General features: G+C 66.9%; 20 protein-coding genes. 7 read left to right on the forward strand and 13 right to left on the reverse strand.

From position 1 onward, the window contains the following. Positions 1-5 precede the first annotated feature (5 nt). Together A9975_RS02320 and smc are read right to left on the reverse strand one after the other, a co-directional pair. Positions 6-1,379, reverse strand: a complete 1,374-nt coding sequence (locus A9975_RS02320) for a cell division protein ZipA C-terminal FtsZ-binding domain-containing protein (protein WP_183031217.1) — start codon at positions 1,377-1,379, stop codon at positions 6-8. Next, positions 1,376-4,891, reverse strand: a complete 3,516-nt coding sequence (gene smc / locus A9975_RS02325) for a chromosome segregation protein SMC (protein ID WP_183031218.1) — start codon at positions 4,889-4,891, stop codon at positions 1,376-1,378. The genes A9975_RS02320 and smc overlap by 4 nt, the downstream gene beginning before the upstream one ends. 450 nt (positions 4,892-5,341) lie before the next feature. Here smc and A9975_RS02330 point away from each other — a divergent pair, with 450 nt between their 5' ends. After that, positions 5,342-6,217, forward strand: coding sequence for a ferritin-like domain-containing protein (locus A9975_RS02330; protein ID WP_370563714.1), 876 nt, complete (start codon positions 5,342-5,344; stop codon positions 6,215-6,217). A 13-nt stretch (positions 6,218-6,230) separates the two neighbouring features. Here A9975_RS02330 and A9975_RS02335 read toward each other — a convergent pair whose 3' ends face one another. After that, positions 6,231-7,211 carry a DMT family transporter gene (locus tag A9975_RS02335; RefSeq protein WP_183031219.1) on the reverse strand — a complete coding sequence of 327 codons (981 nt, stop codon included), beginning with the start codon at positions 7,209-7,211 and terminating at the stop codon, positions 6,231-6,233. A 211-nt stretch (positions 7,212-7,422) separates the two neighbouring features. Here A9975_RS02335 and dapC point away from each other — a divergent pair, with 211 nt between their 5' ends. From dapC to prmB, 6 genes are all read left to right on the forward strand, one after another. Beyond that, the gene (gene dapC, locus A9975_RS02340) at positions 7,423-8,640 is read left to right on the forward strand and encodes a succinyldiaminopimelate transaminase (protein ID WP_183031345.1); all 1,218 of its coding nucleotides are present in this window, start codon (positions 7,423-7,425) and stop codon (positions 8,638-8,640) included. 83 nt (positions 8,641-8,723) lie between these two features. Then, a complete protein-coding gene (dapD, locus tag A9975_RS02345) occupies positions 8,724-9,551 on the forward strand; it encodes a 2,3,4,5-tetrahydropyridine-2,6-dicarboxylate N-succinyltransferase (protein ID WP_043346976.1) in 828 nt (275 codons plus the stop codon). A gap of 183 nt (positions 9,552-9,734) precedes the next feature. Beyond that, positions 9,735-10,094 (forward strand): hypothetical protein, encoded by a 360-nt coding sequence (locus A9975_RS02350; protein WP_174425200.1) that lies wholly within the window; start codon positions 9,735-9,737, stop codon positions 10,092-10,094. Between the two features lie 50 nt (positions 10,095-10,144). Next, complete coding sequence (locus A9975_RS02355; protein WP_150983508.1) at positions 10,145-10,492, forward strand: ArsC family reductase; 348 nt, start codon at positions 10,145-10,147, stop codon at positions 10,490-10,492. Positions 10,493-10,590: 98 nt separating this feature from the next. Next, entirely contained in the window at positions 10,591-11,742 is a 1,152-nt protein-coding gene (gene dapE / locus A9975_RS02360) for a succinyl-diaminopimelate desuccinylase (RefSeq protein WP_183031220.1), read from the forward strand. Between the two features lie 25 nt (positions 11,743-11,767). Further along, positions 11,768-12,661 (forward strand): 50S ribosomal protein L3 N(5)-glutamine methyltransferase, encoded by an 894-nt coding sequence (gene prmB, locus A9975_RS02365; RefSeq protein ID WP_183031221.1) that lies wholly within the window; start codon positions 11,768-11,770, stop codon positions 12,659-12,661. Between the two features lie 91 nt (positions 12,662-12,752). Here prmB and A9975_RS02370 read toward each other — a convergent pair whose 3' ends face one another. The 10 genes from A9975_RS02370 to A9975_RS02415 form a co-directional block, all read right to left on the reverse strand. After that, positions 12,753-13,832 carry a M14 family metallopeptidase gene (locus A9975_RS02370; protein WP_183031222.1) on the reverse strand — a complete coding sequence of 360 codons (1,080 nt, stop codon included), beginning with the start codon at positions 13,830-13,832 and terminating at the stop codon, positions 12,753-12,755. Between the two features lie 95 nt (positions 13,833-13,927). Continuing rightward, complete coding sequence (locus A9975_RS02375) at positions 13,928-14,782, reverse strand: hypothetical protein (protein WP_183031223.1); 855 nt, start codon at positions 14,780-14,782, stop codon at positions 13,928-13,930. Positions 14,783-14,946: 164 nt separating this feature from the next. Next, the gene (locus tag A9975_RS02380; RefSeq protein ID WP_150983517.1) at positions 14,947-15,759 is read right to left on the reverse strand and encodes a M55 family metallopeptidase; all 813 of its coding nucleotides are present in this window, start codon (positions 15,757-15,759) and stop codon (positions 14,947-14,949) included. 13 nt (positions 15,760-15,772) lie between these two features. Further along, positions 15,773-16,840 (reverse strand): P1 family peptidase, encoded by a 1,068-nt coding sequence (locus A9975_RS02385; RefSeq protein ID WP_183031224.1) that lies wholly within the window; start codon positions 16,838-16,840, stop codon positions 15,773-15,775. 13 nt (positions 16,841-16,853) lie between these two features. Further along, positions 16,854-17,771 carry a glutathione ABC transporter permease GsiD gene (gsiD, locus tag A9975_RS02390; protein WP_183031225.1) on the reverse strand — a complete coding sequence of 306 codons (918 nt, stop codon included), beginning with the start codon at positions 17,769-17,771 and terminating at the stop codon, positions 16,854-16,856. A gap of 11 nt (positions 17,772-17,782) precedes the next feature. Further along, a complete protein-coding gene (gene gsiC / locus A9975_RS02395) occupies positions 17,783-18,703 on the reverse strand; it encodes a glutathione ABC transporter permease GsiC (protein ID WP_150983520.1) in 921 nt (306 codons plus the stop codon). 154 nt (positions 18,704-18,857) lie between these two features. Further along, a complete protein-coding gene (gene gsiB, locus A9975_RS02400; protein ID WP_183031226.1) occupies positions 18,858-20,405 on the reverse strand; it encodes a glutathione ABC transporter substrate-binding protein GsiB in 1,548 nt (515 codons plus the stop codon). Positions 20,406-20,428: 23 nt separating this feature from the next. Further along, entirely contained in the window at positions 20,429-22,318 is a 1,890-nt protein-coding gene (locus A9975_RS02405; protein WP_183031227.1) for a dipeptide ABC transporter ATP-binding protein, read from the reverse strand. Between the two features lie 176 nt (positions 22,319-22,494). Beyond that, entirely contained in the window at positions 22,495-23,448 is a 954-nt protein-coding gene (locus tag A9975_RS02410; protein ID WP_183031228.1) for an isoaspartyl peptidase/L-asparaginase family protein, read from the reverse strand. A gap of 5 nt (positions 23,449-23,453) precedes the next feature. Further along, the gene (locus A9975_RS02415) at positions 23,454-24,512 is read right to left on the reverse strand and encodes a MurR/RpiR family transcriptional regulator (protein ID WP_183031229.1); all 1,059 of its coding nucleotides are present in this window, start codon (positions 24,510-24,512) and stop codon (positions 23,454-23,456) included. Between the last annotated feature and the right edge of the window lie 50 nt (positions 24,513-24,562).

Here is a 24,562-nt window from a genome sequence, read left to right on the forward strand (position 1 = left end):
GCGTATCAGAGACTGAACAAACGTAGCGTCACCGCCGAGCCCGCAGGCATGCCGCGGGCTTCCAGCTTGTCGTAGAGTGTTTGAAGCTGGCCGAAGATGGCGACGAAGGACGATTCGCTCAACGGCCGCATATTGTCGTCGACCAGTTGCGCGCCCATGCGCTGCGCCAGGCTGTAGCCGTACTCGCACACGGTCTTGAACGGCTTGGTCGCCTGCGCCGCGGACGGCACATCGAGCAGCAGCGTGATCTGGCGGCCGGCCTTGGCCGTGAGGTCATCGCGCAGGAAGTTGGTATCGCCGAACTGCAGCGTGAACAGCGCCCGCTGCACGCCCTCGGCGTTGGCCTGATAGCGCGTGAAGCGAGTGCCGTCGCGCGACAGGACCAGCCCGTCCTGGGTCGCCACCGTCTGCACATAGGCGGCCGACCACGGCGCACCGTCGGAGATCACGTTGACGCCAAGCTGCACATCGCAACTGGCAGCAAACGCATCCAGCTCGCGGCCGTTGGCAACCGTCTCGGTCATGTCGGGCAGTTCGGCCGAGGCGTCGAGCGCTTCGGCCAGTGCTTCCACCGCATTGACGAACTCCGAAAACTCGAGCGCATTGAGCGCGCCGCCGCGGTTGGCAAGCTGCACCGCTACCTGCAGGTCTTCGTACTGATGGCCGGCGGTGACCGGCTCCCAGGCATTGGCTTCGGCGCGCAGGCCTTCGATGTGCACCTGCTTGGTTCCCGCACGGCGCAGGCGGCCGGTGAGCGGCAGGATGCGATCGCCCGAGCTTTTGCGCTCCAGGTGCAGCGGCACGATGCAGTCGATCAGCGGATCGATGACGGCCGGCGCGGGCTGGCCATCGAGTGCGACGGGCTCTGGCTGCGCTGCCTGGGCAGGCGCGGCATCCTGCTTGGGCTTTATCGGTTCGGTGCGTTCCGCGTGTTCTGCATGTTCCGCATGTTCTGCGTGTTCTCCATGGTCCGCAGCATCATGCGATTCGGCAGATGCCTGCTCGGCATGCACGGGCTTGCCGGCAGCCGCATGGGCCGAGGACGGCGCCGCGGCGATGGCAACTTCATCGGCCAGGGCTTCGTCGGCATCGGCCGAGCTTGCGGCCATGCCAGCCGCCACGGCGGCGGCGTCCAGCGGCGAAGCCGACAACGTGGGCTCGCGCCGCTCGACCTGATGCTCGGGCAATGGCTCATGCAGCCTGGCGCTGATTTCCGGCTTGACCACCGGGCTTACCACCGGCTCGCGCATCGGCGGCAGGTCGTCTTCGGGCTGTAGCGCGCGCGGGCGGCGCGCCTTGCGGATCTGCCACTGGTTATAGGCGACTACCAGCAGCAGCAGGACAATGCCTGCAACGATCAGGGCGGTCTGGAGCGTCATGCTGCCTCCGCCATCGAGAGCGCTGCGTCCATATCCACGGCGACGATGCGCGATACACCTTGCTCTTGCATCGTCACGCCAATCAACTGGTGTGCCATTTCCATTGCGATTTTATTGTGGGAAATGAAGACGAACTGGGTCTTGTCCGACATGCGCGCCACCATATTGGCGTAGCGCTCCGTATTGGCATCGTCCAGCGGCGCGTCCACCTCGTCGAGCAAGCAGAACGGCGCCGGGTTGAGCTGGAACATGGCGAACACCAGCGCGATGGCCGTCAGGGCCTTCTCACCGCCCGACAGCAGGTGGATGGTGGAGTTCTTCTTGCCCGGCGGCTGCGCCATCACCTGCACGCCGGCGTCGAGGATTTCGTCGCCGGTCATGATCAGCTTGGCTTGCCCGCCACCGAACAGCGACGGGAACAGCTCGCCGAAGTGATGGTTGACCTGGTCGAAGGTCCCTTGCAGCATCGCGCGGGTTTCCTGGTCGATCTTGTGGATCGCGTCTTCCAGCGTGGTGATGGCGTCGATCAGGTCGGCCGACTGCGCATCGAGGAAGGTCTTGCGCTCGCGCGCCGCCGCCAGTTCGTCCAGCGCGGCCATGTTCACCGGCCCGAGCGCGTTGATGGCGTTGTTCAGCCGGGTGACCTCGCCCTGCAGGTAGGAGGGCTTGAGATCGGGCGTGAGCTTCTCGGCCAGCGCGGCCTCGTCCACCTCGGCGGTCGTCAGTTGCTCGCTGAACTGCTCCTGGTTCAGCCGCGCGGCCTGTTCCTTCAACTGGTACTCGGTGATGCGGTCGCGCAGTGGCTGCAGGCTGCGCTCGGCGGCCAGGCGCTGGTCGTCGTACTGGCGCAACTGCGCCGACAGCGCGTCCAGCTCGGTGCGGGCGAGCTGGAGTTTTTCTTCCTTCTCGGCACGGCGCTCCAGCGCATCCTGCAGGCCGGTGTGGGCGGTCTGCTCATTGATGGTTTCCAGCTCGACGCGGGCATCTTCCAGCGACTGGGCAAGACGCTCGGACTGGTCGCCCGCGGTCTGGATATTGCGGCGCAGCTCGTCGATGCGGTTAGCCAGGTTGCGCTCGGCGAACAGCGCTTCCTGCGCCGCGCGCTCGAAGTCGCGCAGCTGGTGCCGCGCCGACGACAGCTTGCTGTCCAGCGCCTCGAAGGCCATCTGGTGGTCTTCGTGCGTGGACTGCATCTCGGCCAGCGCGGCGTCGTGCTGCTCGAAGCTGGCTTCGGACTCCGCGCGGATGGCGCGCTGCTCTTCGATCTGCGCGGCGATTTCGGCCAGTTCCTCACGGATCTGGCCACTGCGCGCGGCGTAGCGCTCCATGGCCTGCGACAGCTTGAGCACATCCATCTGCAGCGCGTGCACGCGGCGCGTGGCCTGCTCGCTGCGTCCGCGGGCCTCGGTGAGCGCGGCGCTGGCCTGGGTGTAGGCTGCTTCGGCGCGGACCGCCTGGCTCTTGGCTTCGTCGGACAGCAGCAACTGGGCGCGCGCCTGCTTCTGCAGGTTTTCGATTTCCTGCTCGCGGGCCAGCATGCCGGCCTGCTCGGAATCGGCTGCATAGAGGTGGACCGAGCTACGGCCCACCAGGTGGCCCTCGGCCACGACGAACGACGCGCCTTCCGGCAGCATCGCGCGCTGGCCCAGCGCCGACGCCATGTCGGTTGCGGTGTAGATATCGGCCAGCCAGTCCTGCATCACGGCCCGGATGCCGGGCTCGGTGATCTGCACCAGCGCCATCAGCGGACGCATGCCGGCGGGGGTTTCCTGCGGGCGCGCGGCCGGCGGCGGCGAGTAGAAGGCCAGCTTGGCGGGCGGCGCGTCGGACAGGAAGGACTTGATCCAGTCCAGGTTGGAGACTTCGAGCGCGCCGAGCTTTTCGCGCAGCACGGATTCCAGCGCGCTTTCCCAGCCCGGCTCGATATGGAGCTTCTTCCACAGGCGCGGCAGCTCGGCCAGGCCGTGCTTGGCCAGCCAGGGCTGCACCTTGCCTTCGGTCTGCACGTTTTCCTGCAACTGCTTTAGCGCGGCCAGGCGCGCTTCCAGCGATCCGATCGCGGCGGCCTCGCGCTGCACGCGCTCCTGCGCGCTGCGGCGCTCGCCGTCCAGGCGCGGCACGCTGTCGGCGGAGTCAGCCAGGATGGCCTGCGCCTCTTCCAGCACGGCTTCCTGCTCGGCCAGCTCGGCGCGCTGCTCTTCCAGGCGGGTTTCATCGGGGCGGTCCAGCCCCTTTTCTTCTCCGGACAAGCGCTCGCGGCGTTGCTCCAGCTGCTGCAGCATCTGGTCCGCGCTGCGCTGCTGCGCGGCCTCCAGCTTGAGCGCCTGCTCAGCCTGCATGATGCTGGCGCGCTGCTCGTTGGACAGCACCTGGGCATCGCGCCACTGGGCTTCCAGCGTGGGCAACTCATCGGTCTTGTGCGCCACGGCCTCCTGGGCTTCGATGGTGCGGCCTTCGGCCACCGCCAGTTCTTCCTCGGCCTGCGCCAGGGCATCGGTAGCCTGCTCGGCCTTGCCCTGCCACTGCTCGCGCTGCGCCGTCAGTGCGGCGATCTGCGCCTGCACGCGGTTGCGCGACTCCACCACATAGCGGATCTCGGCCTCGAGCTTGCTGACTTCCGCATTGGCCTCGTATAAGCCGCCCTGCGCGGTGTGCATATTGTCCGAGGCAGCGTAATGCGCGGCGCGCATGGTCTCGAGCTCGGCCTCGACGTGGCGCAGTTGCGCGGTTTGCGCTTCCAGGTCGATCTGTGCCTGCTCGATGGCCCGCGTGTGCCGCTCCTGCTCAGCCTGGGCCTCGCGCTTGCGCAGCAGCCACAGCAGGTGCTGCTTTTCCTCACCGTCGGACTGCAAGGTCTTGAAGCGCTGGGCCACTTCGGCCTGCCCCTCGAGCTTGTCCAGGTTGGTGCCGAGCTCGCGCAGGATGTCTTCCACCCGGGTCAGGTTCTCGCGCGTGTCGGACAGGCGGTTTTCGGTTTCGCGGCGGCGTTCCTTGTACTTGGACACCCCTGCGGCTTCTTCCAGGAAAATCCGCATGTCATCGGGCTTGGCCTCGATGATGCGCGAGATCATGCCCTGCCCGATGATGGCGTAGGCGCGCGGCCCAAGGCCGGTGCCCAGGAAGATGTCCTGGATATCGCGGCGGCGCACGGCCTGGTTGTTGATGTAGTAGGAGGACGTGCCGTCGCGGGTCAGCACCCGCTTGACGGCGATTTCGGCGTATTGGCTCCATTGCCCGCCGGCGCGCCCCTCAGGGTTGTCGAACACCAGTTCGACGCTGGCGCGGCCAGCTTGTTTGCGCGCGGTGGAGCCATTGAAGATCACATCCTGCATGGACTCGCCGCGCAGCTCGGAGGCGCGCGACTCGCCCAGCACCCAGCGCACCGCATCGATGATGTTCGATTTGCCGCAGCCGTTGGGACCGACGATGCCGACCAGTTGGCCGGGCACTTGAAAATTGGTGGGATCGACGAAGGACTTGAAGCCCGCCAGCTTGATCGAGGACAGTCGCACGGTTGGTCGTGGGGTATCTAGCGTAATGCAGCGTTCAGGAGAGCCGGGCCCCAACGAGAAGCGGGGCCGACGCGTGCCGGTTGCGCCCCATGCCTTCTCTCTTGTGCCCGATAGATGGCGCTAATCATACCATCGCGCCTTCGGCGTCCGGGCGCTTTCCGGGCTAAGCGCAAGCCATTTCCACAGGGGGTTTGAGCCGTTTCCGATACACCCCGTGCGGTTCACGCCCCACACTTGCAGCAATGCTGCCATGCGGCGAAAGACCACAACCCTGCGCTTGACGTCGTCGCCCTTCTTGGCGCCGGCCGGAAACTTCCAAGGGTTAGTGCTAGTCTCTTATTGTCAGCGTGATCCTTGAGGCCCATTGCACCTGCCGCCCCGTCACCGGCGCAATGGCTGCCACCGGCCAACGCGGAGCCCGGCTTCGCGACCCTTCTGGGAGTGTCCAGCATGACCGCCTTCTCACCGGCGATATCAGACAGCAGCTTGCCCGGCCAAGACGCCGCTAATGCGCCTAAAACGCAACAATGGTCGCTGGGCGACATCGATTTCCAGGCCATCGACACCACCCTTGTCCGGCCCGATCGGGAGTTGTTCTACCTGCTGGTGTCGGCGTCCTTTGTCGAGAGCGGCTCGGACACGTACGCCGGCAACCTGGCCAACTACTACGCCGCCAATCCCGAGGCTTCCGGCTGGCTGTCCGAACACTGGGAGGCGGAGGAACTGCAGCACGGCCTGGCCCTGCGGCACTACGTGGAACATGTCTGGCCCGAGTTCGACTGGGAGCGCGGCTATGCGCGCTTCTTCGAGGAATACCGCCATACCTGCTCGATCGACAAATTCGAGCCCACGAAGGCCCTTGAGATGGCCGCGCGCTGCGTGGTCGAGACTGGCACCGCGGCCCTTTACCGCTCCCTGGAGCAAGCCAGCGACGAGCCAGTGCTGCGCAACCTGACGCGGCGCATCGCCGATGACGAGGTGCGCCACTACAAGCACTTCTACCGCTACTTCAACACCTTCAACGGCGTGGAACGGCTCGGCCGCCTGCGTGTACTGGGCGCCTTGGTGCGCCGCTTGCTGGAAATCAAGAACGAAGACGCGGAGATCGCGCTGCGCAACGTGCTGCGCATCGAGCGCGGCACCGAGGATATCCCGCAACGGGACGTGCGCAAGCTCAACTCCCGGGTAAGCGCCGTGATCCGGCGCAACCTGCCGATCGAGATGACGGTCAAGATGCTGCTCCGCCCGCTGCACCTGCATGCCGGCGTGGAACGCGCCATCCGCAAGCCGCTGGTGGCCGTGGTGTCGCGGGCGATGCTCTATTGAGGCGCGGTGCCAGCTATTGCGGCTGCAGTGCCTGGTCCGCCGCACCGGCGGCAGTGCCGGCGCGACGCGCCTTGGTGCGGTGCACCAGCCCCGACAAGGCGCCAGCCGCGACGATGCACAGGCCGCCCGCGGCCTCCTTCCAGCTCAGCGTCTCGGTCGCCAGCCACCACGACGACACTGCCGCGATCACGATCTCGAACAGCATCAGCAGCGATACCCGGTTGGCCGGCAGGCGCTGCAGCCCGTACTGGACCACCGAATTGCTCAGCACCAGCGTGGCGGCAAGACCGAGCATCAGCGCCACGCCGCCCCAGCCAATCACCGGCGCCAGCGCCACGCCGCCCGGCTCCAGCAACAGCGCGCACGGCAGGCCGACCGCGGTGCAGCCCACGTAGACCATCACGGTGCGCAGGCGCGCATCCATCTCCGGGTAGAGTTGCCCGGCCCGGCGCGACAGCACATTGTTGACGGCAAACCCCATGCCGCCGATCAGTCCGGACCATTCCGCCGCGCGCGTGGGCAGCGGCAGGCCCACTTCCGGCGTCCACAGCATCAGCCCCGCGCCAAACAGCGCCAGCACCACCAGCAGCAAGCCGGATGCTGACAGTTTCTCGCCCAGGAAGACGCGGGCAAACAAGGCCGTCCATACCGGCGTCAGGTAGAACAGCAGCAACACCCGCATCACGTGGCCATTGACGCTGCCCCATACAAAGCCGGCGTTGGTCACGCCCGCCGCCAGCCCGATCGCCACGAACAGCCACGACCAGCGCAAGCCGCCCAGGTGGCGGGCGAAGGCCACCAGGGCGATCAGCGCGGCCATGGCGCTCACCAGCGCGGCTGCCGTCATGCCGCCCAGGCCCCAGCCGGCGAGCACCCGGTAGGGGAACCAGGCGATGCCCCAGACCGAGGCGCCCAGCAGGATGGACAAGGTGGATTTGAAGGCATGCGGGTCGGCCGGGGCCGAAGCGGTGGAAGTTGCGGGCAGATTGCTCATGGGAAAACGGTTAAGGCTGCCACTTGGGCAGCCAGTCAGCATTCGGTATCGGAAATCACCACGGGGCGAACGGGGCCGCTCGGGACAGCCGGGGATAGCCAGGGACAAGCCGGCGCCGCGCGCCGCCAGGGCCCGGCCGGCACGCGGGAATGCCCGGCAATCCTTTATAATGACCGGCTTTGAGCTTGGCCCTACCGGCCTGAACCTGATCGTGAATCCCCGCCTCGACCTGCTCCAGCCCTATCCGTTCGAGAAACTGCGCGCGCTGCTGGCTGACGTCAAACCAAACGGCGCGCTGCCCGCGATCAGCTTCGGCATTGGCGAACCCAAGCACCCCACGCCCGAATTCATCAAGACAGCGCTGTCGAACGCACTGCAAGGGCTGGCGAATTATCCCACAACGGCCGGATCGGATGCACTACGACAGTGCATGGCCGCATGGATCCAGCGCCGCTACAACCTGCCGGCGGTCAATGCCGCCACCCAGGTGCTGCCGGTCACCGGCTCGCGCGAGGCCTTGTTCGCCTTCGCCCAGACCGTGGTCGACGCCAGCCAGCCCGGCGCGCTGGTGCTGTGCCCCAACCCGTTCTATCAGATCTATGAAGGCGCGGCGCTGCTGGCCGGCGCCACGCCGGTGTTCGCCAACAGCGATCCGGCGCGCAACTTCGCGCCCGCTTTCGACCGCATCAGCGCCGAGACCTGGGCCAAGGTGCAACTGGTCTTTGTGTGCTCCCCGGGCAACCCGACCGGCGCCGTGCTGTCGCTGGAAGACTGGCGCGAGCTGTTCGCGTTGTCCGACCGCCATGGTTTCGTGATCGCCTCGGACGAGTGCTACTCCGAGATCTATTTCAAGGAAGGCGAGCCGCCGCTGGGCGCGCTGGAAGCCGCGCACAAGCTGGGCCGCGCCGAAGGCGCACATCCCTTCGAGCGCCTGGTGATGTTCTCCAGCCTGTCCAAGCGCTCCAACGTGCCGGGCCTGCGCTCGGGCTTCGTGGCCGGCGATGCCGCCCTGCTGAAGAAATTCCTGCTATACCGTACCTATCACGGCGGCGCCATGAACCCGGCGGTGCAGACCGCCAGCGTGGCGGCCTGGAACGACGAGGCCCATGTGCGCGACAATCGCGCCGCCTACGTGCGCAAGTTTGCCGAGGTCACGCCGATGCTGGCCGAGGTGCTGGACGTGGCCTTGCCCGATGCCGGCTTCTACCTGTGGGCGGATGTCTCGCGCACCGGCCTGTCCGACACCGAGTTTGCCGCGCGGCTGCTGGCCGAGCAGAACGTCACCGTGCTGCCGGGCAGCTACCTGGCGCGCGAGGCCGACGGCATCAACCCGGGCGCAAACCGCGTGCGCATGGCACTGGTGGCCACGCCCGAGGAGTGCCTGGAAGGCGCGCGCCGCATCGTCGCCTTCTGCAAGTCGCTGGGCTGAAACCCGCGGACGCGGTCAAAGTGCACCGAAACGCACACACTGTATTTTGTTGTAGACAACGATCAACCACTGAAAACACGCATATGACGCAAGCACTGCAAGCCCTGATCGACCAGGCATGGGAAGACCGCGCAAGCCTCTCGCCCAAGTCCGCCCCCAACGACATCCGCGAAGCCGTGGCCAATGTGATCGGCCAACTCGACACCGGCGCCCTGCGCGTGGCCGAGAAGCAAGGCAAGGAATGGATCGTCAACCAGTGGATCAAGAAGGCCGTGCTGCTGTCGTTCCGCCTGGAAGACAACGCGCCGATGTCCGCGGGCGGCTTCGCCCAGTTCTACGACAAGGTGCCGACCAAGTTCGCCAACTGGACCGCTGACGACTTCGCCAAGGGCGGCTTCCGCGTGGTGCCCCCGGCGGTCGCCCGCCGTGGCTCGTTCATCGCCAAGAACGCCGTGCTGATGCCTTCGTACGTCAACATCGGCGCCTACGTCGATGAAGGCACCATGGTCGACACCTGGGCCACCGTCGGCTCGTGCGCCCAGATCGGCAAGAACGTACACCTGTCCGGCGGCGTCGGCATCGGCGGCGTGCTCGAGCCGCTGCAGGCCAACCCGGTCATCATCGAAGACAACTGCTTCATCGGCGCGCGCTCGGAAGTGGTCGAAGGCGTGATCGTGGAAGAAAACTCGGTGATCTCGATGGGCGTGTACCTCGGCCAGTCGACCAAGATCTATGATCGCGAAACCGGCGAGATCCACTACGGCCGCGTGCCGGCTGGCTCGGTGGTGGTGGCGGGCAACCTGCCCTCCAAGGACGGCAAGTACAGCCTGTACTGCGCCGTGATCGTCAAGAAGGTGGACGCGCAAACCCGCGCCAAGACCAGCCTGAACGACCTGCTGCGCGGCGACTGATCTCGCCCGCTGCATCGAGGGGAGCACCCCTGGCCCGCAAGCGTGCACGTGCACGGCCGGTCTGAACCGGAATGCCGGATCGGAACGCTAACGCTCCCCTCGCCCCTTTGCCCGCTCTCCAACGGTTCCCGCTCAATGGATACCGCCGCCGGCCGCCGCTGGCCCGCCCTTCACAAGCGACTCATGGCCCTGGACCCGACCACTGTCACCACCGTTCTCTCGCTGCTGCCCACGATCCTCGAACAGGCCAACAAGACCATCGAGAAGATCAAGAAGGGCAAGCGCCGCGATGGCAGCGCCGACATGCCTGGCCCGGACACGCGCGACCCTGCCGCGCGCATTGCGGACCTGGAAAACGCCGCCATGCAGCAGGCCGAGGCCGTCAAGCTGCTGGCCGAGCAACACGCCATCACCATCGAGGCCCTGCGCCGCGAAGCCGCACGGCTGGATCGCCGCCTGCGCCTGATGACCGGCGTGGCCATGGCCGGCTTTGCGCTCGGGCTTGCCGGCCTGGTGGTCGCCCTCAACCTTTTGCTGCGCTAGCCAGACCGGCCGGCCCCGCGTTTCTCCGCTCATCGCCTCAGCTCATCGCCATGACTGTCCTGCTCTACGGCATTCCCAACTGCGATACCGTCAAGAAAGCCCGCACCTGGCTGGAATCCAACGGTGTGGATTACACCTTCCACGACTTCAAGAAGCAAGGCGTGGACGAAGCCATGCTGCGCGGCTGGCTCGCGCATGTGCCGCTCGCCACCCTGCTCAACCGCAAAGGCACAACCTGGCGCGCGCTGTCCGATGCGGACAAGGCGCTTGCAGAACAGGAAGCCGGCGCGATTGCGCTGATGCAGCAAAGCCCGTCGCTGATCAAGCGGCCGGTGCTGGCCCACAAGGGCAGCGTCAGCGTTGGGTTTTCGCCGGATAATTACGCCAGCCTCTTTTAAGCCCGATGGCAGCGCCAGGACATGTGCGCTGCCAGGATGCAAGACTCGAACCATGCACCCCGCCGGACTCCGGCGCCACGTGCCTCCTCGCTGCCACCATGAACCCCACCCTCGCCCTCACCGAAGACCTGATCCGCCGCCGCTCCGTCACGCCCGCCGATGAAGGCTGCCAGGCCGTGCTGGAGACCCGCCTGAAAGCGCTGGGCTTCGCCTGCGAAGCCATCGTCAGCGGCCCGGACGACTTCCGCGTGACCAATCTGTGGGCCGTCAAGCGCGGCACGCGCGGCCGGGACGGCAAGCTGCTGGCCTTTGCCGGCCATACCGACGTGGTGCCCACCGGCCCGCTGGAGCAATGGGGCTCCGACCCCTTCCTGCCCAGCCACCGCGACGGCAAGCTGTACGGCCGCGGCGCCGCCGACATGAAGACCTCCATCGCGGGCTTCGTGGTAGCGGTTGAAGAATTCGTGCAGGCCCACCCGGACCACGCCGGCTCGATCGCCTTCCTGATCACCAGCGACGAGGAAGGCCCCGCGCACGACGGCACCGTCAAGGTGGTCGAAGCGCTGAAGGCGCGCGGCGAGCGGCTCGATTACTGCGTGATCGGCGAGCCTACCTCCGTCGACACGCTCGGCGACATGGTCAAGAACGGCCGGCGCGGCTCGCTCTCGGGCAAGCTCACCGTCAAGGGTGTGCAAGGCCATATCGCCTACCCGCATCTGGCCAGGAACCCCATCCACCTCGCCGTGCCCGCATTGACCGATCTGGTGAACGAGCGCTGGGACGAAGGCAACGAGTACTTCCCCGCCACCAGCTGGCAGATGTCGAATATCCACGGCGGCACCGGCGCCACCAACGTGATCCCCGGCCAGGTCACCGTCGATTTCAATTTCCGCTTCTCCACCGCCAGCACGCCCGACGGCCTGAAGGCGCGCGTGCATGCCATCCTGGACCGCCACCAGCTAGACTACGACCTGGACTGGACCCTGGGCGGCGAGCCCTTCCTGACCGCGCGCGGCGATCTCTCCGACGCGCTGGCTGGCGCCATCGCGGCGGAAACGGGCGTCAAGACCGAGCTGTCCACCACCGGCGGCACCTCGGATGGCCGCTTTATCGCCAAGATCTGCCCGCAGGTGATCGAATTCGGGCCGCCCAATGCAAGCATCCACAAGATCGACGAGCACGTGGAAGTGCGATTTATCGAACCCCTCAAGAACATTTACCGTGGCGTGCTGGAACGCCTGATCGCCTGATCGCCGCGGACCAGAAAAAGACCTTATGGCAACCTCCTCCCCCCTGCTCACCGTGCGCGACCTGCTGCGCTTCGCGGTATCGCGCTTCACCCAGGCCAAGCTGTCCTTTGGCCACGGCAGCGCCAATGCCTACGACGAAGCCGCGTACCTGACGCTGCATACGCTGCACCTGCCGCTGGACACGCTTGACCCGTTCCTCGACGCGCGCCTGCTGCCCGAAGAAGTCGACGCCGTGCTGCAGGTCATCGAGCGCCGCGTGACCGAGCGCGTGCCCGCGGCCTATATCACCAACGAGGCCTTCATGCACGGCCTGCGCTTCTACGTGGACTCGCGCGTGATCGTGCCGCGCAGCTTCGTTGGCGAACTGCTGCATGAAGGGCTGGAACCGTGGGTAGGCGACAGCGCCGAAATCGGCCCCGTGCTGGAGCTGTGCACCGGCTCCGGCTGCCTGCCCATCATCGCCGCGCATGTCTGGCCGAAGGCCCGCATCGATGCGGTCGACATCTCGCCGGATGCGCTGGCCGTAGCCCGCCGCAATGTGGCGGACTACAAGATGGAAGACCGCATCAGCCTGTACGAGGGCGACCTGTACGCGCCGCTGCCCGCGGGCGCCAAATATGATGTGATCCTCACCAACCCGCCCTACGTCAACGAAACCTCCATGCAAGCGCTGCCCGCCGAATACCAGGCCGAGCCGCGCATCGCACTGGCTGGCGGCGACGACGGCATGGACGTGGTACGGCGCATCATCGCCGGCGCCAAAGCGCACCTGAACCCGGGCGGCGCGCTGGTGGTGGAGATTGGCAACGAGCACGCCAATGTGGAGGCCGCGTTCCCCGGACTGGAGATCGTCTGGCTGCCGGTCAGCGCTGGCGAGGAACAGGTGTTCCTGCTGACTTACGAAGCGCTGCCAGGTTGACGGCTTGCTCAAGACACGGCCGCAGATTCCTGCGGCCGTCTTTCTTCGCAATGGATACCAGCCGCGACGCCCGGATAGTCCGCTCAGTCCCTCACCATCCCGCCAGACCCTTCACCACCGCCTCCCTGACCTGCTCCACCACGCTCGCCCGCCAGTCGTCCGCATCCCCATAAAAGGCATGCCACATCGCCTGCCGAATCAAATTCCGCTGGCCTTCATCCGCCTCCGGGTGCAGGTGTAGCCAATGATCGCCACGTAGTGCCTCCAGCACCTCGGTGACAGGCAAGGTGCCAAACTCCAGCGCGATGCCGCTATACGCCAGCGTCGGCAAAGTCTGCGGCGCGGCGACCCAGGCCATGCCGTTGAGATTGGCCGATGCCGACGAGCCATCGTAGATCGAGGTGACATTGCTGCCCCAGATGGCACGCACCTTGCCGATCTGTTCCGCATTGTCCGGCCCCATGTAAATCGGCTCGCCATAGCCCCACGGGCCCAGGCCGGTGTGCACGTCGATCCAGCGCAGGGCCTCGCGCCCGGCACCAAAGCGCGCCAGGATGCGGCGCAGCGTGTAATTGCTCCACGTCGCCTTGTTGCCGCCGAAGAACAGCCCTTCGGGCGCCTGATACTGGCCGGCGCTCACCGCCGCCTGGTACCAGGGCAGGCCTTTCTCGGCCACCGCCTTCATCAGCGCGGTCTGGTCGGCCTCGGAGGGCGGCCAGTGCTCGGGCAGCAGCATCGGCGCCACCTCGGCGTACGGCGCGTTGTCGGGCAGCGGCTGGGTGAAATCCATGAAATTGCGGTTGAGATCAACGTTGTCTTCGTTGACCCGGCGCATATGCGAGAAGCCGTAGGGATTGACCGCGTGCACCAGCAGCAGCGCCACGCCCGCGCCGGCGCACGCCTGCAGCAGATCCGCGTCGCCCAGCATGGCGACCTGCGCCCCGGAGCCGCAGAAGCCTTCCACCCCGTGCATGCCTGAAGTCACCATGAGCACGCGCCTGGCCTCGGCGCCGCCCACCCAGGCGACATCCATGGCGAGTTCCTCGTCGGCGCAGCCGCGCTTGGTGGGATGGGGAAAATCGGTCAGGGTGCCGCCGGCAGCCTGGGCCGCGTCACGGAATTTCTGCCGGGCTTCGGCATAACTGCGGGAAAAGCTGGTGTGCAAGGACATGACAGCAGATTTCGCGCTTGGCGAGGAGTGGGGGTGCCGCTATTAAACGCCAACTTGGCCGGCATTGCCATCCGAAGCCGCCCGAAGCCGGGCAGCTAGCCTTTGCCGCCCTTGGCACCCTTCTCGCCTTTGGCACCCATATCGCCCTTGCCGCCCTTCTCGCCCTTGGCGGCATCCGCCGGCACGGCGTCGCGCAGCAACAGGGAGCGGAACGCATGCGGATGCATCTGGATGCCTGCCGCGGCGATCTGGGCGGCGGACAGCACCAGGTGGCGCGCCAGCCAGTCATGGATGCTGCGCAGGAACCGGCGCTGCTCGACGCGGTTGGATTCCTGGATCACGCGCTCCAGCTTGACGTGCGCGGTGTAGACATCGAGCAGGTTGATGGTCTTGAGCTTGGGCGGCGTGGTTGCGCTGCGCTCGATGGCGAGAATGCGCTTGACCTGGGCATCCGGCAGCTCGCCGGTTTCAAGGTAGGACTGATACACCGCTTCGAGCGCAGGAAAACGCACGGTGGGTTGCACGCGCGGCACGCCGGCCACCTTCTCCATGCGCAGCACGAGGTAACGAATGGCGGCCGTACGCCGCAGCGCGGCGTCGCTAGCCTTGCCTTGACGGCCGCCGCGCGCCGCGCCGCGGGCACGCGGGGCAGCCGGGCCAGTGGCCTCGAACTCCTCGTTGTCCGGCGCGCTCGCTTCGGGCACGGGCTGGCCGGCGTCCCGCTCGGTATAGTCTGGCACCAGGTACAACAGGTCCGGCTCAGCGAGCACGGCCCGCGCGCAGGCCTCGCCAAAGGGGTACTCGTGGCCTTGCCCGTCGCGCAGGATAAAGGCCTGGCCGTTGCCAAAGCCGTGGTGCCGCCCACGGCCGACCTGCTGCCGGCAGCGCGTGCCGGGCTCGACAAAATCCTTGCGTACGGGAGTCCAGCTTCCGTCGTTGACTGCGATCATGAATCTGCTTGTACCTGCCGTGATGAGTGCTGCGAAGTGGCCTGTTGCCTGCGGGGCGCCACCGGCGCCCGCCACCCGCCATTGTCCACCATGCGGCCAGCAGCGGCACTAGCGGGCACTAGCGGGCACAACAGCTCAATCGCCTCAGCAGGCCACGCCGCGCCCTACTTCAGCATGAACGACATCGCCGACAGGCAGTTAAGCATGCGCACGGCTGCCTGCACCGAAGCGGCATCGAATACCAGCGTCACGCCGTCCACGCGCTCCAGCGCGGGCCACTGGCAGAACAGGTCGGCAAAGGCCGGGCCTTGGGTTTGCAAGCGGCAACGGATCGGGCCGCTGATCTTCAGGGGCTGGCCGGCCTGCTCGCGTACGGCTTGCTCGGCTTGCGCCGCAATGGCGTCGCGCGATGCGGCAAGCGACAGCGTGGTGCCGCTGCCTTGCCCGCCGGCTTGCTTGGTCTGCACATAGCGCACCCAGGGCATCAGCGGCCGGGTCTCGTCCACGAAGACATCGTCGCCGCTGGCCATCAGCACCGGCACGCCGAATTCGCCCGCCAGGGCGCCGTAGATCCCGGCCTCGCCCAGCTCCTGGCCGTTGAGCCAGATACGGGCGAACGCGCTGCTGTTGATGGTGTGGGCGAGGATCCCGCGGCTTTGCGCGCGGCCGTGGTAGCCGATCATGAAGACACCGTCGCAGCCGTGCACCCCGGCCATCATGCCAAGGTAGCGCGGCTTGCCCAGCACCAGGCGCGCGCGCGGGTCGAGCTGATCCGGCAGCAGGTTGCGAAAGCCGCCGTGGGAGTCGTTGACCAGCACTTCGGCCGCGCCGCCCGCGAAGGCGCCCTGCACGGCGGCATTGGCTTCGGCCGTCATCCAGGCTCGGGCGCGTTCGTACTCGCCGTTGCCGGCGCGGGTCTGCTCGGGATGGAATACCCCGGCTACGCCTTCGATGTCGGTGGAAATCAGGATCTTCATGGCTTGTGGAGATTCAGTTCGTCGGTGCCGCGCGCAGCAGCCATTGCGGCAGCTCGGGCATCAGTTCGCGCAGCGCGACACGCTGGTGCCCGTCGCGGCCACGTACGGTTTCGGCCTGCCACAGCGCATGCAGGATGGCCTGCTCAACGCTGTCGGCGGCGGCATGGAACAGCGCATCGAGCCGGGTTTCATGCAGCATGGCCAGCGCCGGCATGGGCGCGCCGGCTTGCTGCGGCACGGTGTAGGCGGTGGAAAAAGCGAGCGCGATGTCGCCCGAGCCGTGCCCGAATACCGAGCCGGTACGCGCCAGGCCCGCCCCCGCGCGTAGCGACAGGCGGCGCAGCTGGCGGGCGTCGAGCGGCGCGTCGGTGGCCAGGATCATGATGATCGAGCCCTTCTCCGGCCCTGACTCCGCCGGCGCTTGCGTATGCGCCTGAAGCCGTTCGGCCAGCACGCCGCCAAGGCGCGCGCCGGCCACGGTAAAGCTGGGCAAGGTGCCGAAGTTCGCCTGCACCAGCACGCCCACATGGTATTCGCCCACCTGGCGGGAGGCAGAGCCGATGCCGCCTTTCAGCCCGAACGACGACATGCCGCGCCCTGCGCCGACAGCGCCCTGCGCGAAATCCACGCTGGCCGAGGCGCAGGCTTGCGCATAGTGCGCTTCCTGCACGGCCATCGCTTGTATGTCGTTCAGGTAGCCATCGTTGCACTCGAACACCAGCGGGTTGACCGTGGGCCAGGCGCGGCCGATCTCCGGGTTGGCCGCGATGGCCTGCCGGATCTGCGCCTGCGACAGCGCGCCCACGGCAAAGGTGTTGCTCAGCGCGATGGGCGTCTCCAGCACGCCGAGCTCTTCCACCTGCACCAGGCCCACGCTCTTGCCAAAGCCATTGAGCACGGTCGCGGCGGCCGGCACCTTGTCGGTGAACAGGTTGCCGCCGTGCGGCAGCACCACCGTCACGCCGGTCTGGCAAGCGCCGTCGGCCAGCGTGCATTGGCCAACCGCCACGCCCGGCACGTCGGTGATGCTGTTGCGCGTGCCGGCTGTCAACGCGCCGATATGCGGCATGGATCCGGACATCCGCGTGCGCTCCTTAGCGCCGGTCGATCTTCGGATCCAGCGCGTCGCGCAGGCCGTCGCCCAGCAGGTTGAACGCCAGCACGGTCAGGAAGATGGCCAGGCTGGGGAAAATCGCCACGTGCGGCGCGGTCACCATGTCGGCGCGGGCTTCGTTGAGCATCGCGCCCCACTCCGGCGTGGGCGGCTGCGCGCCCAGGCCCAGGAAGGACAGGCTGGCGGCGGTGATGATCGAGGTGCCGATGCGCATCGAGAAATACACCACGATGGACGAGATGGTGCCCGGCAGGATGTGGCGCATCAGGATGGTGAAGTCGGACGCGCCAATGCTGCGCGCGGCTTCCACATACGTCAGGCGCTTGAGCATCAGTGTATTGCCGCGCACCAGGCGGGCGAACGCCGGGATGCTGAACACCGCCACCGCGAAGATCACGTTGGTCATGCCGTTGCCAAGGATGGCCACGATGCCGATCGCCAGCAGGATGCCGGGGAAGGCGAACAGCACGTCGGAGATGCGCATCACGATGCGGTCCCACCAGCCTTCGTAATAGCCGGCCAGCAGGCCGAGCACGGTGCCCACGATGGCGCCGATGATCACCGAGAAAAAACCCGCCGCCAGCGAGATGCGGGCGCCGGCCAGAATGCGGCTGAAGATGTCGCGCCCGAGCGAATCGACGCCGAACCAGTGCGCGGCGGAGGGGCCGGCATTGAGCGCGTCATAGTCGAAGAAATTCTCCGGATCGTAAGGCACCAGGTGCGGGGCGAGGACCGCCACCGCCACCAGCAGCAGCACGAACACGCCGGCGCCGAGCGCCAGGTGCTGCTTGCGGAATTTGCGCCAGAACTCGGTCCAGGGCGTGCGCACGGCTTCTTGCGTGGCGGCTGCGGCCGGGACGGCGGGCTCGCCGTTGGCGGGCGTGGATAGCTGGGTCATGCCGGCCTCACTTACTTGTAACGAATGGCGGGGTTGATGACGGTGTACAGCACGTCGACCACCAGGTTGATCAGGATGAACTCGAGCGAGAACAGCAGCACTTCGGCCTGGATGACCGGGTAGTCGCGCATCTCGACCGCGTCCACCAGCAGGCGTCCGAGGCCAGGCCAGTTGAACACCTTTTCCACCACGATCGAGCCGCCCAGCAGGAAGCCGAACTGCAGGCCCATCATGGTCACCACGGGAATCATGGCGTTGCGCAGGCAGTGCTTGGCCACCACCAGGAACTCGCCCACGCCCTTGGCGCGCGCGGTCCGCACGAAATCTTCATTCAGCACCTCGACAAAGGAGGCGCGGGTAAAACGCGCCATCACGGCGGCCACCGCGGCGCCCAGCGTGATCGACGGCAGGATGTAGTGCTTCCAGGTGTCGGCGCCGATCGACGGCAGCCAGCCCAGCTGCACCGAGAACACCTCCATCAGCAGCATGCCCAGCGCGAAGGCGGGAAACGAAATGCCGGACACGGCGAGCGTCATGCCTAAGCGGTCGGGCCAGCGGTTGCGCCAGACGGCCGAGCTGATCCCGATCACCATGCCGAAGATCACCGCCCACACCATCGAGGCCAGCGTCAGGTACAGGGTCGGCATGAAGCGGTCGCCGATTTCCTCGCTGACCGGACGCTTGGTGCGCAGCGAATTGCCAAACTCCCAGCGCACGGCGTTCGAGAAAAATTGCACGAACTGCTCGGGCAGCGGCTTGTCCAGGCCGAGATCGCGGCGCACCAGTTCCACCGTGGCCTGGTCGGCCTCGGGGCCGGCCGCGAGCCGGGCGGGATCGCCGGGCAACAGGTGGACGAACAGGAACACCAGCACTGCCACGATCAGCAATGTGGGGATCACGCCCAGGAATCGTTTGAGAAAGTAATTCAGCATGATGCACCGGATGATTAAAGACCGCGGGCCGCCCGCCCTGCCCCCGCGACTGTGGGCAGGCGGCCGTGCACGGCTTACTGCGCTGTACCGCTAAGCGATGACTGAGCGCGTGGCACTGCGCTGATGGGACGCGCCACGCGTCAAGCCAATGCGCTTACTGCTTGATGTCGATCTCGTCGAAGCTGAACGAGCCGTCCGGCGTCACGTAGGCGCCCGTCAGGCGCTTGCTGCGCGCATACAGCACCTTTTCGGTCACCAGGAACGCCCAGGGCGCATCCTTCCAGATGTGTTCCTGCGCGTCCTTGTACAGACGGGCCTTCTCGCCACGGTCGGTGGTACGCAGGGCGCCGGCGATGTCGGCGTCGACCTGGTCGTTCTTGTAGTACGCGGTGTTCAGCAGCTTGGGCGGCATCGATTCGGAGGCCAGCAGCGGACGCAGCGCCCAGTCGGACTCGCCGGTCGACGACGACCAGCCCACGTAGTACATGCGCACGCCGGCGTCTTCCGGCTTCTGCACGCTCTCCACCTTCTCGACGCGCTGGCCGGCTTCGAGCGCCTGCACGGTCGCCTTGATGCCGACTTGCTGCAACTGCTGCTGCACGAACTGGATCACCTTCTGCGCGGTGGTGTGGTTGTACGCGGACCACAGCGTGGTCTCGAAGCCATTCGGGTAGCCGGCTTCCTTGAGCAGCGCGCGTGCCTTGGCCGGGTCATACGGCCACGGGCCCAGCTTCTCGGCGTAGTCCACGCCCGCGGGCACCACGCCGTCCATCGGCGTGGCGTAGCCGGCGAAGGCTACCTTGGCCAGCGCGTCCTTGTTGATGGCGTAGTTGATGGCCTGGCGCACCTTGGGGTCGTTGAACGGCTTGACCATGGTGTTCATGCTCAGATAGCGCTGGATGATCGAGGGCGAGGCGATCAGGTCCACCTTGGCACTGCCCTTGAGCACCGCTGCCTGCTCGAACGGAATGCTGAAGGCAAAGTCCGCTTCGCCGGTCTGCATGATGGCGGCACGCGTGTTGTTGTCCACCACCGGCTTCCAGGTGATGGTGTCGATCTTGGGATAGCCGGTCTTCCAGAAGCCGGCGAATTTCTTGCCCTTCAGGTGATCGGGCTGCTTCCACTCGACGAACTCGAACGGGCCGGTGCCGACCGGATGGAAGGCGATGTCCTTGCCGTACTTCTGCAGCGCGGCGGGCGAGATCATCACGGCGGACGGGTGGGCCAGCACGTTGATGAACGGCGAGAACGGCTCCTTGAGCGTGACCTTGACGGTGTTGGCGTCGATCACTTCGGTCTTGGCCACGCGGTTGAACAGCGTGTAGCGCTTGAGCTTGTTGGCCGGGTTGGTGACGCGGTCGAAGTTGGCCTTGACGGCGGCGGCATCGAAGGCGGTGCCGTCGTGGAACTTCACGTTCTTCTTCAGCTTGATGGTGTACGTCAGGCCATCCTTGCTGGCTTCATAGCTCTCGGCCAGCACATTGATCAGCTTCATGTCCTTGTCAAAGCCGAACAGGCCCTGGTAGAAGGACTTGGCGGCGGCTTGCGACAGCGTGTCGTTGGCGTCGTACGGGTCGAGCGTGGTGAAGGTGGAGTACACCGCCATCACGGCATCCTTGGCGGCAAAGGCGGGACCTGCGCCGAAGGCGGCCAGGGCCAGGCCACCGGCGATCAACTTGGAAGGGGCCAAACGGGTCATCATCGATTCTCCTTGGTTTCGTCAGTTCAGTAGGCGCCGCCGATGGCGTGCCGGGCTACAAAATGATGGGATGCGGCGTTGCCGCCGACTGCTACGAGCGGCTGCACCACCGGCTCGTCGCCGAGCGCGCGGATCGGGCTGGGCATTTCGTCCGAGAGCGGCTCGCGCTTGAGGTGACGGCGCGCCGGATCGGCGATCGGCACCGCCGACATCAGCTTCCTGGTGTACGGGTGCTGCGGGTTTTCAAAGATGGCGCGGCGCGGGCCGATCTCGACGATCTGGCCCAGGTACATCACCGCCACGCGGTGGCTCACGCGCTCCACCACGGCCATGTCGTGCGAAATGAAGAGGAACGCAATGCCCATCTCGCGCTGCAGGTCCAGCATCAGGTTGACGATCTGCGCCTGGATGGAAACGTCGAGCGCGGAGACCGATTCGTCAGCGACCACCACTTTCGGGTTCAAGGCGAGCGCACGCGCAATGCAGATGCGCTGGCGCTGGCCGCCCGAGAACTCGTGCGGGTAGCGCGAGGCGTGCGCGGCCGACAGGCCCACCTTTTCCAGCAGCCAGGCCACGCGCTGCTCGGCCTCCTTGCCGCTGGCCACCTTGTGCACCAGCAGCGGCTCCATGATGGAGTAGCCCACCGGCACGCGCGGGTCGAGCGAGGCGAACGGGTCCTGGAAGATGAACTGGATATTGCGGCGCAGGGTCTGCAAGGCGCCGCCGCGCATCTGGCTGATGTCCTGCCCGTTGAACTCGATGGTGCCGCTCTGGCTGTCGACCAGGCGCAGCAGCGAGCGGCCGGTGGTGGACTTGCCGCAGCCGGACTCGCCCACCAGCGCCAGGGTCTCGCCAGGGTAGAGGTCAAAGCTCACGCGCTCCACCGCGTGCACGCGGCGCGCCACGCGGCCCAGCAGGCCGCCCGGCACGTCGAATCGGGTCACCAGGTCGCGCACGCGCAGGATCGGCGAGGCGTCCACCGCCACCGTATCCTGCGGCACCGGCGCCACCGGCTCGCCCTGGTCCAGCTGCACCAGCGGGAACTTGGCCGGCCAGTCGGTGCCGCGCATGGCGCCCAGCTTGGGCACCGCGGACAGCAGCGCACGGGTGTAGGGATGCGCGGGCTTGCCGAAGACTTGCTCGGAGGTGCCCTCCTCCACCTTCTCGCCGCGGTACATCACCAGCACGCGGTCGGCCACCTCGGCCACCACGCCCATGTCGTGGGTGATGAAGACCACGGCCATGTCCATCTCGGACTGCAGGTTGCGGATCAGTTGCAGGATCTCGGCCTGGATGGTGACGTCGAGCGCCGTGGTGGGCTCGTCGGCGATCAGCAGCGCCGGCTTGCACGACAGCGCCATGGCGATCATCACGCGCTGGCGCATGCCGCCGGAAAGCTGGTGCGGGAAGCGGTCCAGCACGCGGCGCGCCTCGGGAATGCGCACGATCTCCAGCATGCGCAGGGCTTCGGCGCGCGCCTCGGCGCGGCTCTTGCCCTGGTGCAGGCGGATCGATTCGGCAATCTGCTCGCCCACCGGAAATACCGGGTTGAGCGAGGTCATCGGCTCCTGGAAAATCATCGCCACGTCGCTGCCGCGCACGCGGCGCATGGCGGCGCCATCGGCGGTGGCGAGATCGAGCACCTGGCCATTGCGCCGTCGCAGCGCCATGCTGCCGGTGGCGATCTTGCCGCCGCCGTGTTCCACCAGGCGCATCAGCGCGAGCGAGGTCACCGACTTGCCCGAGCCTGATTCGCCCACCACGGCCAGCGTCTCGCCACGATCGACGTGGAAAGACAGGTTGCGCACGGCTTCCACCGTGCGCTCCGAGGTGGAGAAACGCACGGTGAGATCGTTGACGGCTACCACGCGTTGCGCTGGCAGGACGATGGTCGACTGGGAAGAGGATGCAGCCACTGGGCCCCCTTTAGTGCCTAGGTTGATGCTTTGTTGGTGCTTTGCTTGATGCTTTGTTGGTGCTTTGCTTGATGCTTTGCGTGGTGCTTTGCGTGGTGCTTTGCGTGGTGCTTTGCGTGGTGCTTTGCGTGGTGCTCTGCTTGCCGCGCGCATGCCGCTGCCGTGCTCGCGCACGCTCAGCCGTAGATCCACACATTGACCGGCTCGCCCACCCGGGCGAAGCCGCGGTACATGCCTTCGGTATTGAACGGCAGCGTGACGTTGCCTTCGCGGTCCACGGCGATGAGGCCGCCACGCCCTTCGATGGCAGGCAGCTTTTCCATCACCACGCGGCGTGCGGCTTCTTGCAGCGGCACGCCTGCGTAGCGCATCTGCGCCGCCACGTCGTATGCGGCCACGGTGCGGATGAACATCTCGCCTGTGCCGGTGGCGGACACCGCCGCCACATCGTCGGCAAAGCAGCCGGCGCCAACGATGGGCGTATCGCCCACCCGGCCTACCTGCTTGTTGGTCACGCCGCCGGTGGAAGTCGCGGCGGCCAGGCGCCCCTGCGCATCGAACGCCACCGCGCCAACCGTGCCGAACTTGGTGTCCGGGTCAATGGGTTCCGCGGCCAGCGTGGCGGCGTCGTGGTCCAGCAGGGTCGTGCCGCTGGCGGCGCGGGCGCGCGCCCACTGATCGGTGCGCGCCTGCGTGAAGTAGTAGTCCGGTGTCACCAGTTCCAGGCCCTGCGCTTGCGCGAAGGCCTCGGCGCCCTCACCGGCGAACAGCACGTGCTGGCTCTTCTCCATCACCGCGCGCGCGGCCAGCACCGGGTTGCGCAGGTGCTTGACGCAGGCCACCGCGCCGGCGCCCAGCGTGGCGCCGTCCATGATCGCGGCGTCCAGCTCATAGGTGCCGGCGTGGGTCAGCACCGAGCCGCGCCCGGCATTGAACAACGGGCAATCCTCCAGCAGGCGCACGGCCTCGGTGACAGCGTCGAGCGCGCTGCCGCCATCGGCCAGCACGCGCTGGCCGGCTTCAAGCACGGCGCTCAGCGCGGCGGTGTATTCGGCTTCCTTGGCAGGACTCATGGCGGCACGGGTGATGGTGCCGGCGCCGCCGTGGATAGCAATGACTGGGGTGTTCATGAGGTTCACGATGCGTTCGGGGAAGTTTTCTTGCGGCGTGCCGTGGCTGCCTTGGCGCGGCCTTCGGCCGCTTCGTCGTGGCGCTGTTCGCGTTGGTCACGTTGGTCACGTTGGTCACGTTGGTCGCGCCCATCCCGCCCTTGCCCGGGGGGCGCACCGTGCAGCCACGGCAGCAGAAAGTCGGTCATCTCGGCGGCGGCCTTGACCGCATGCGCGGCACGATACGCCACCGCGCCGCACAGCGCCTCGATAAAGGCCAGCACGGCCGCATCCGAATTGGCGGAAAGCTGGCGCCCTGTCTGTGCGTACAGCGCGATATCGGCCAGCGGCGCCAGCGGCGAAGTGGGCCCGTCGGTCAGCGCCAGGATGTGCGCGCCATGCGAGCGTGCACGCTTGGCGATGGCCACGGTGTCATACACATAGCGCGGGAAGCCGATCACGATCAGCAGGTCGCGCGGCTGCAGCTTGAACAACTGGCGCGCCGCGGTGGACGCACCGCCCGCGCCCGAGACCGAGATCACGGTGCGGCAGGACATATCCAGCCCATGCTGCAGCAGCCCAGCCAGGAAACCGCTGGCGCCGAAGCCCACCACGAAGATGCGCTCCGCCGCCAGGATGGCCTCCACCGCGCGCTCGCAGGTCTCGGCATCGAGCGCGCGCCGCGAGGCTTCGAGGTTGCGCACATCCTCCTCCAGCGACGCAGCAAACACTTCGGCCACCGTGGCGGGACGCGCCAATTCGGTGCGCAATTTCTCAACTGGTGCAAGCGTTGCCTCGAAACCGCGCACCAGTTCGGCGCGGAACTGCGGGAAGCCTTCGAAGCCCAGCGCATGCGCGAAGCGGTTCGCGGTGGCCACCGACACCGCCACGGCATCGGCGAATTCGTCGATGCGCATGGTGGCGGCGCGAAACGGGTTGCCCAGCACGTACTCCGCCATGCGCTGGTGCGCTGGCGTGAGCGTGGGCAAGGCGCGGGCGATGCGCTCCGCGATCGAAGCGCTGCCGCTACTGCCGCTACTGCCGTTTTTTCCGGCAGAGCCGTGGGAACCGTTACCGTTGGTCATGGCGCGTGCATTGGGTTGGTCGGAGATGCGCGCGGCGGGAAACAGCGTTT

This window comes from Cupriavidus sp. UME77, assembly GCF_014170355.1.
Taxonomy (GTDB): domain Bacteria; phylum Pseudomonadota; class Gammaproteobacteria; order Burkholderiales; family Burkholderiaceae; genus Cupriavidus; species Cupriavidus basilensis.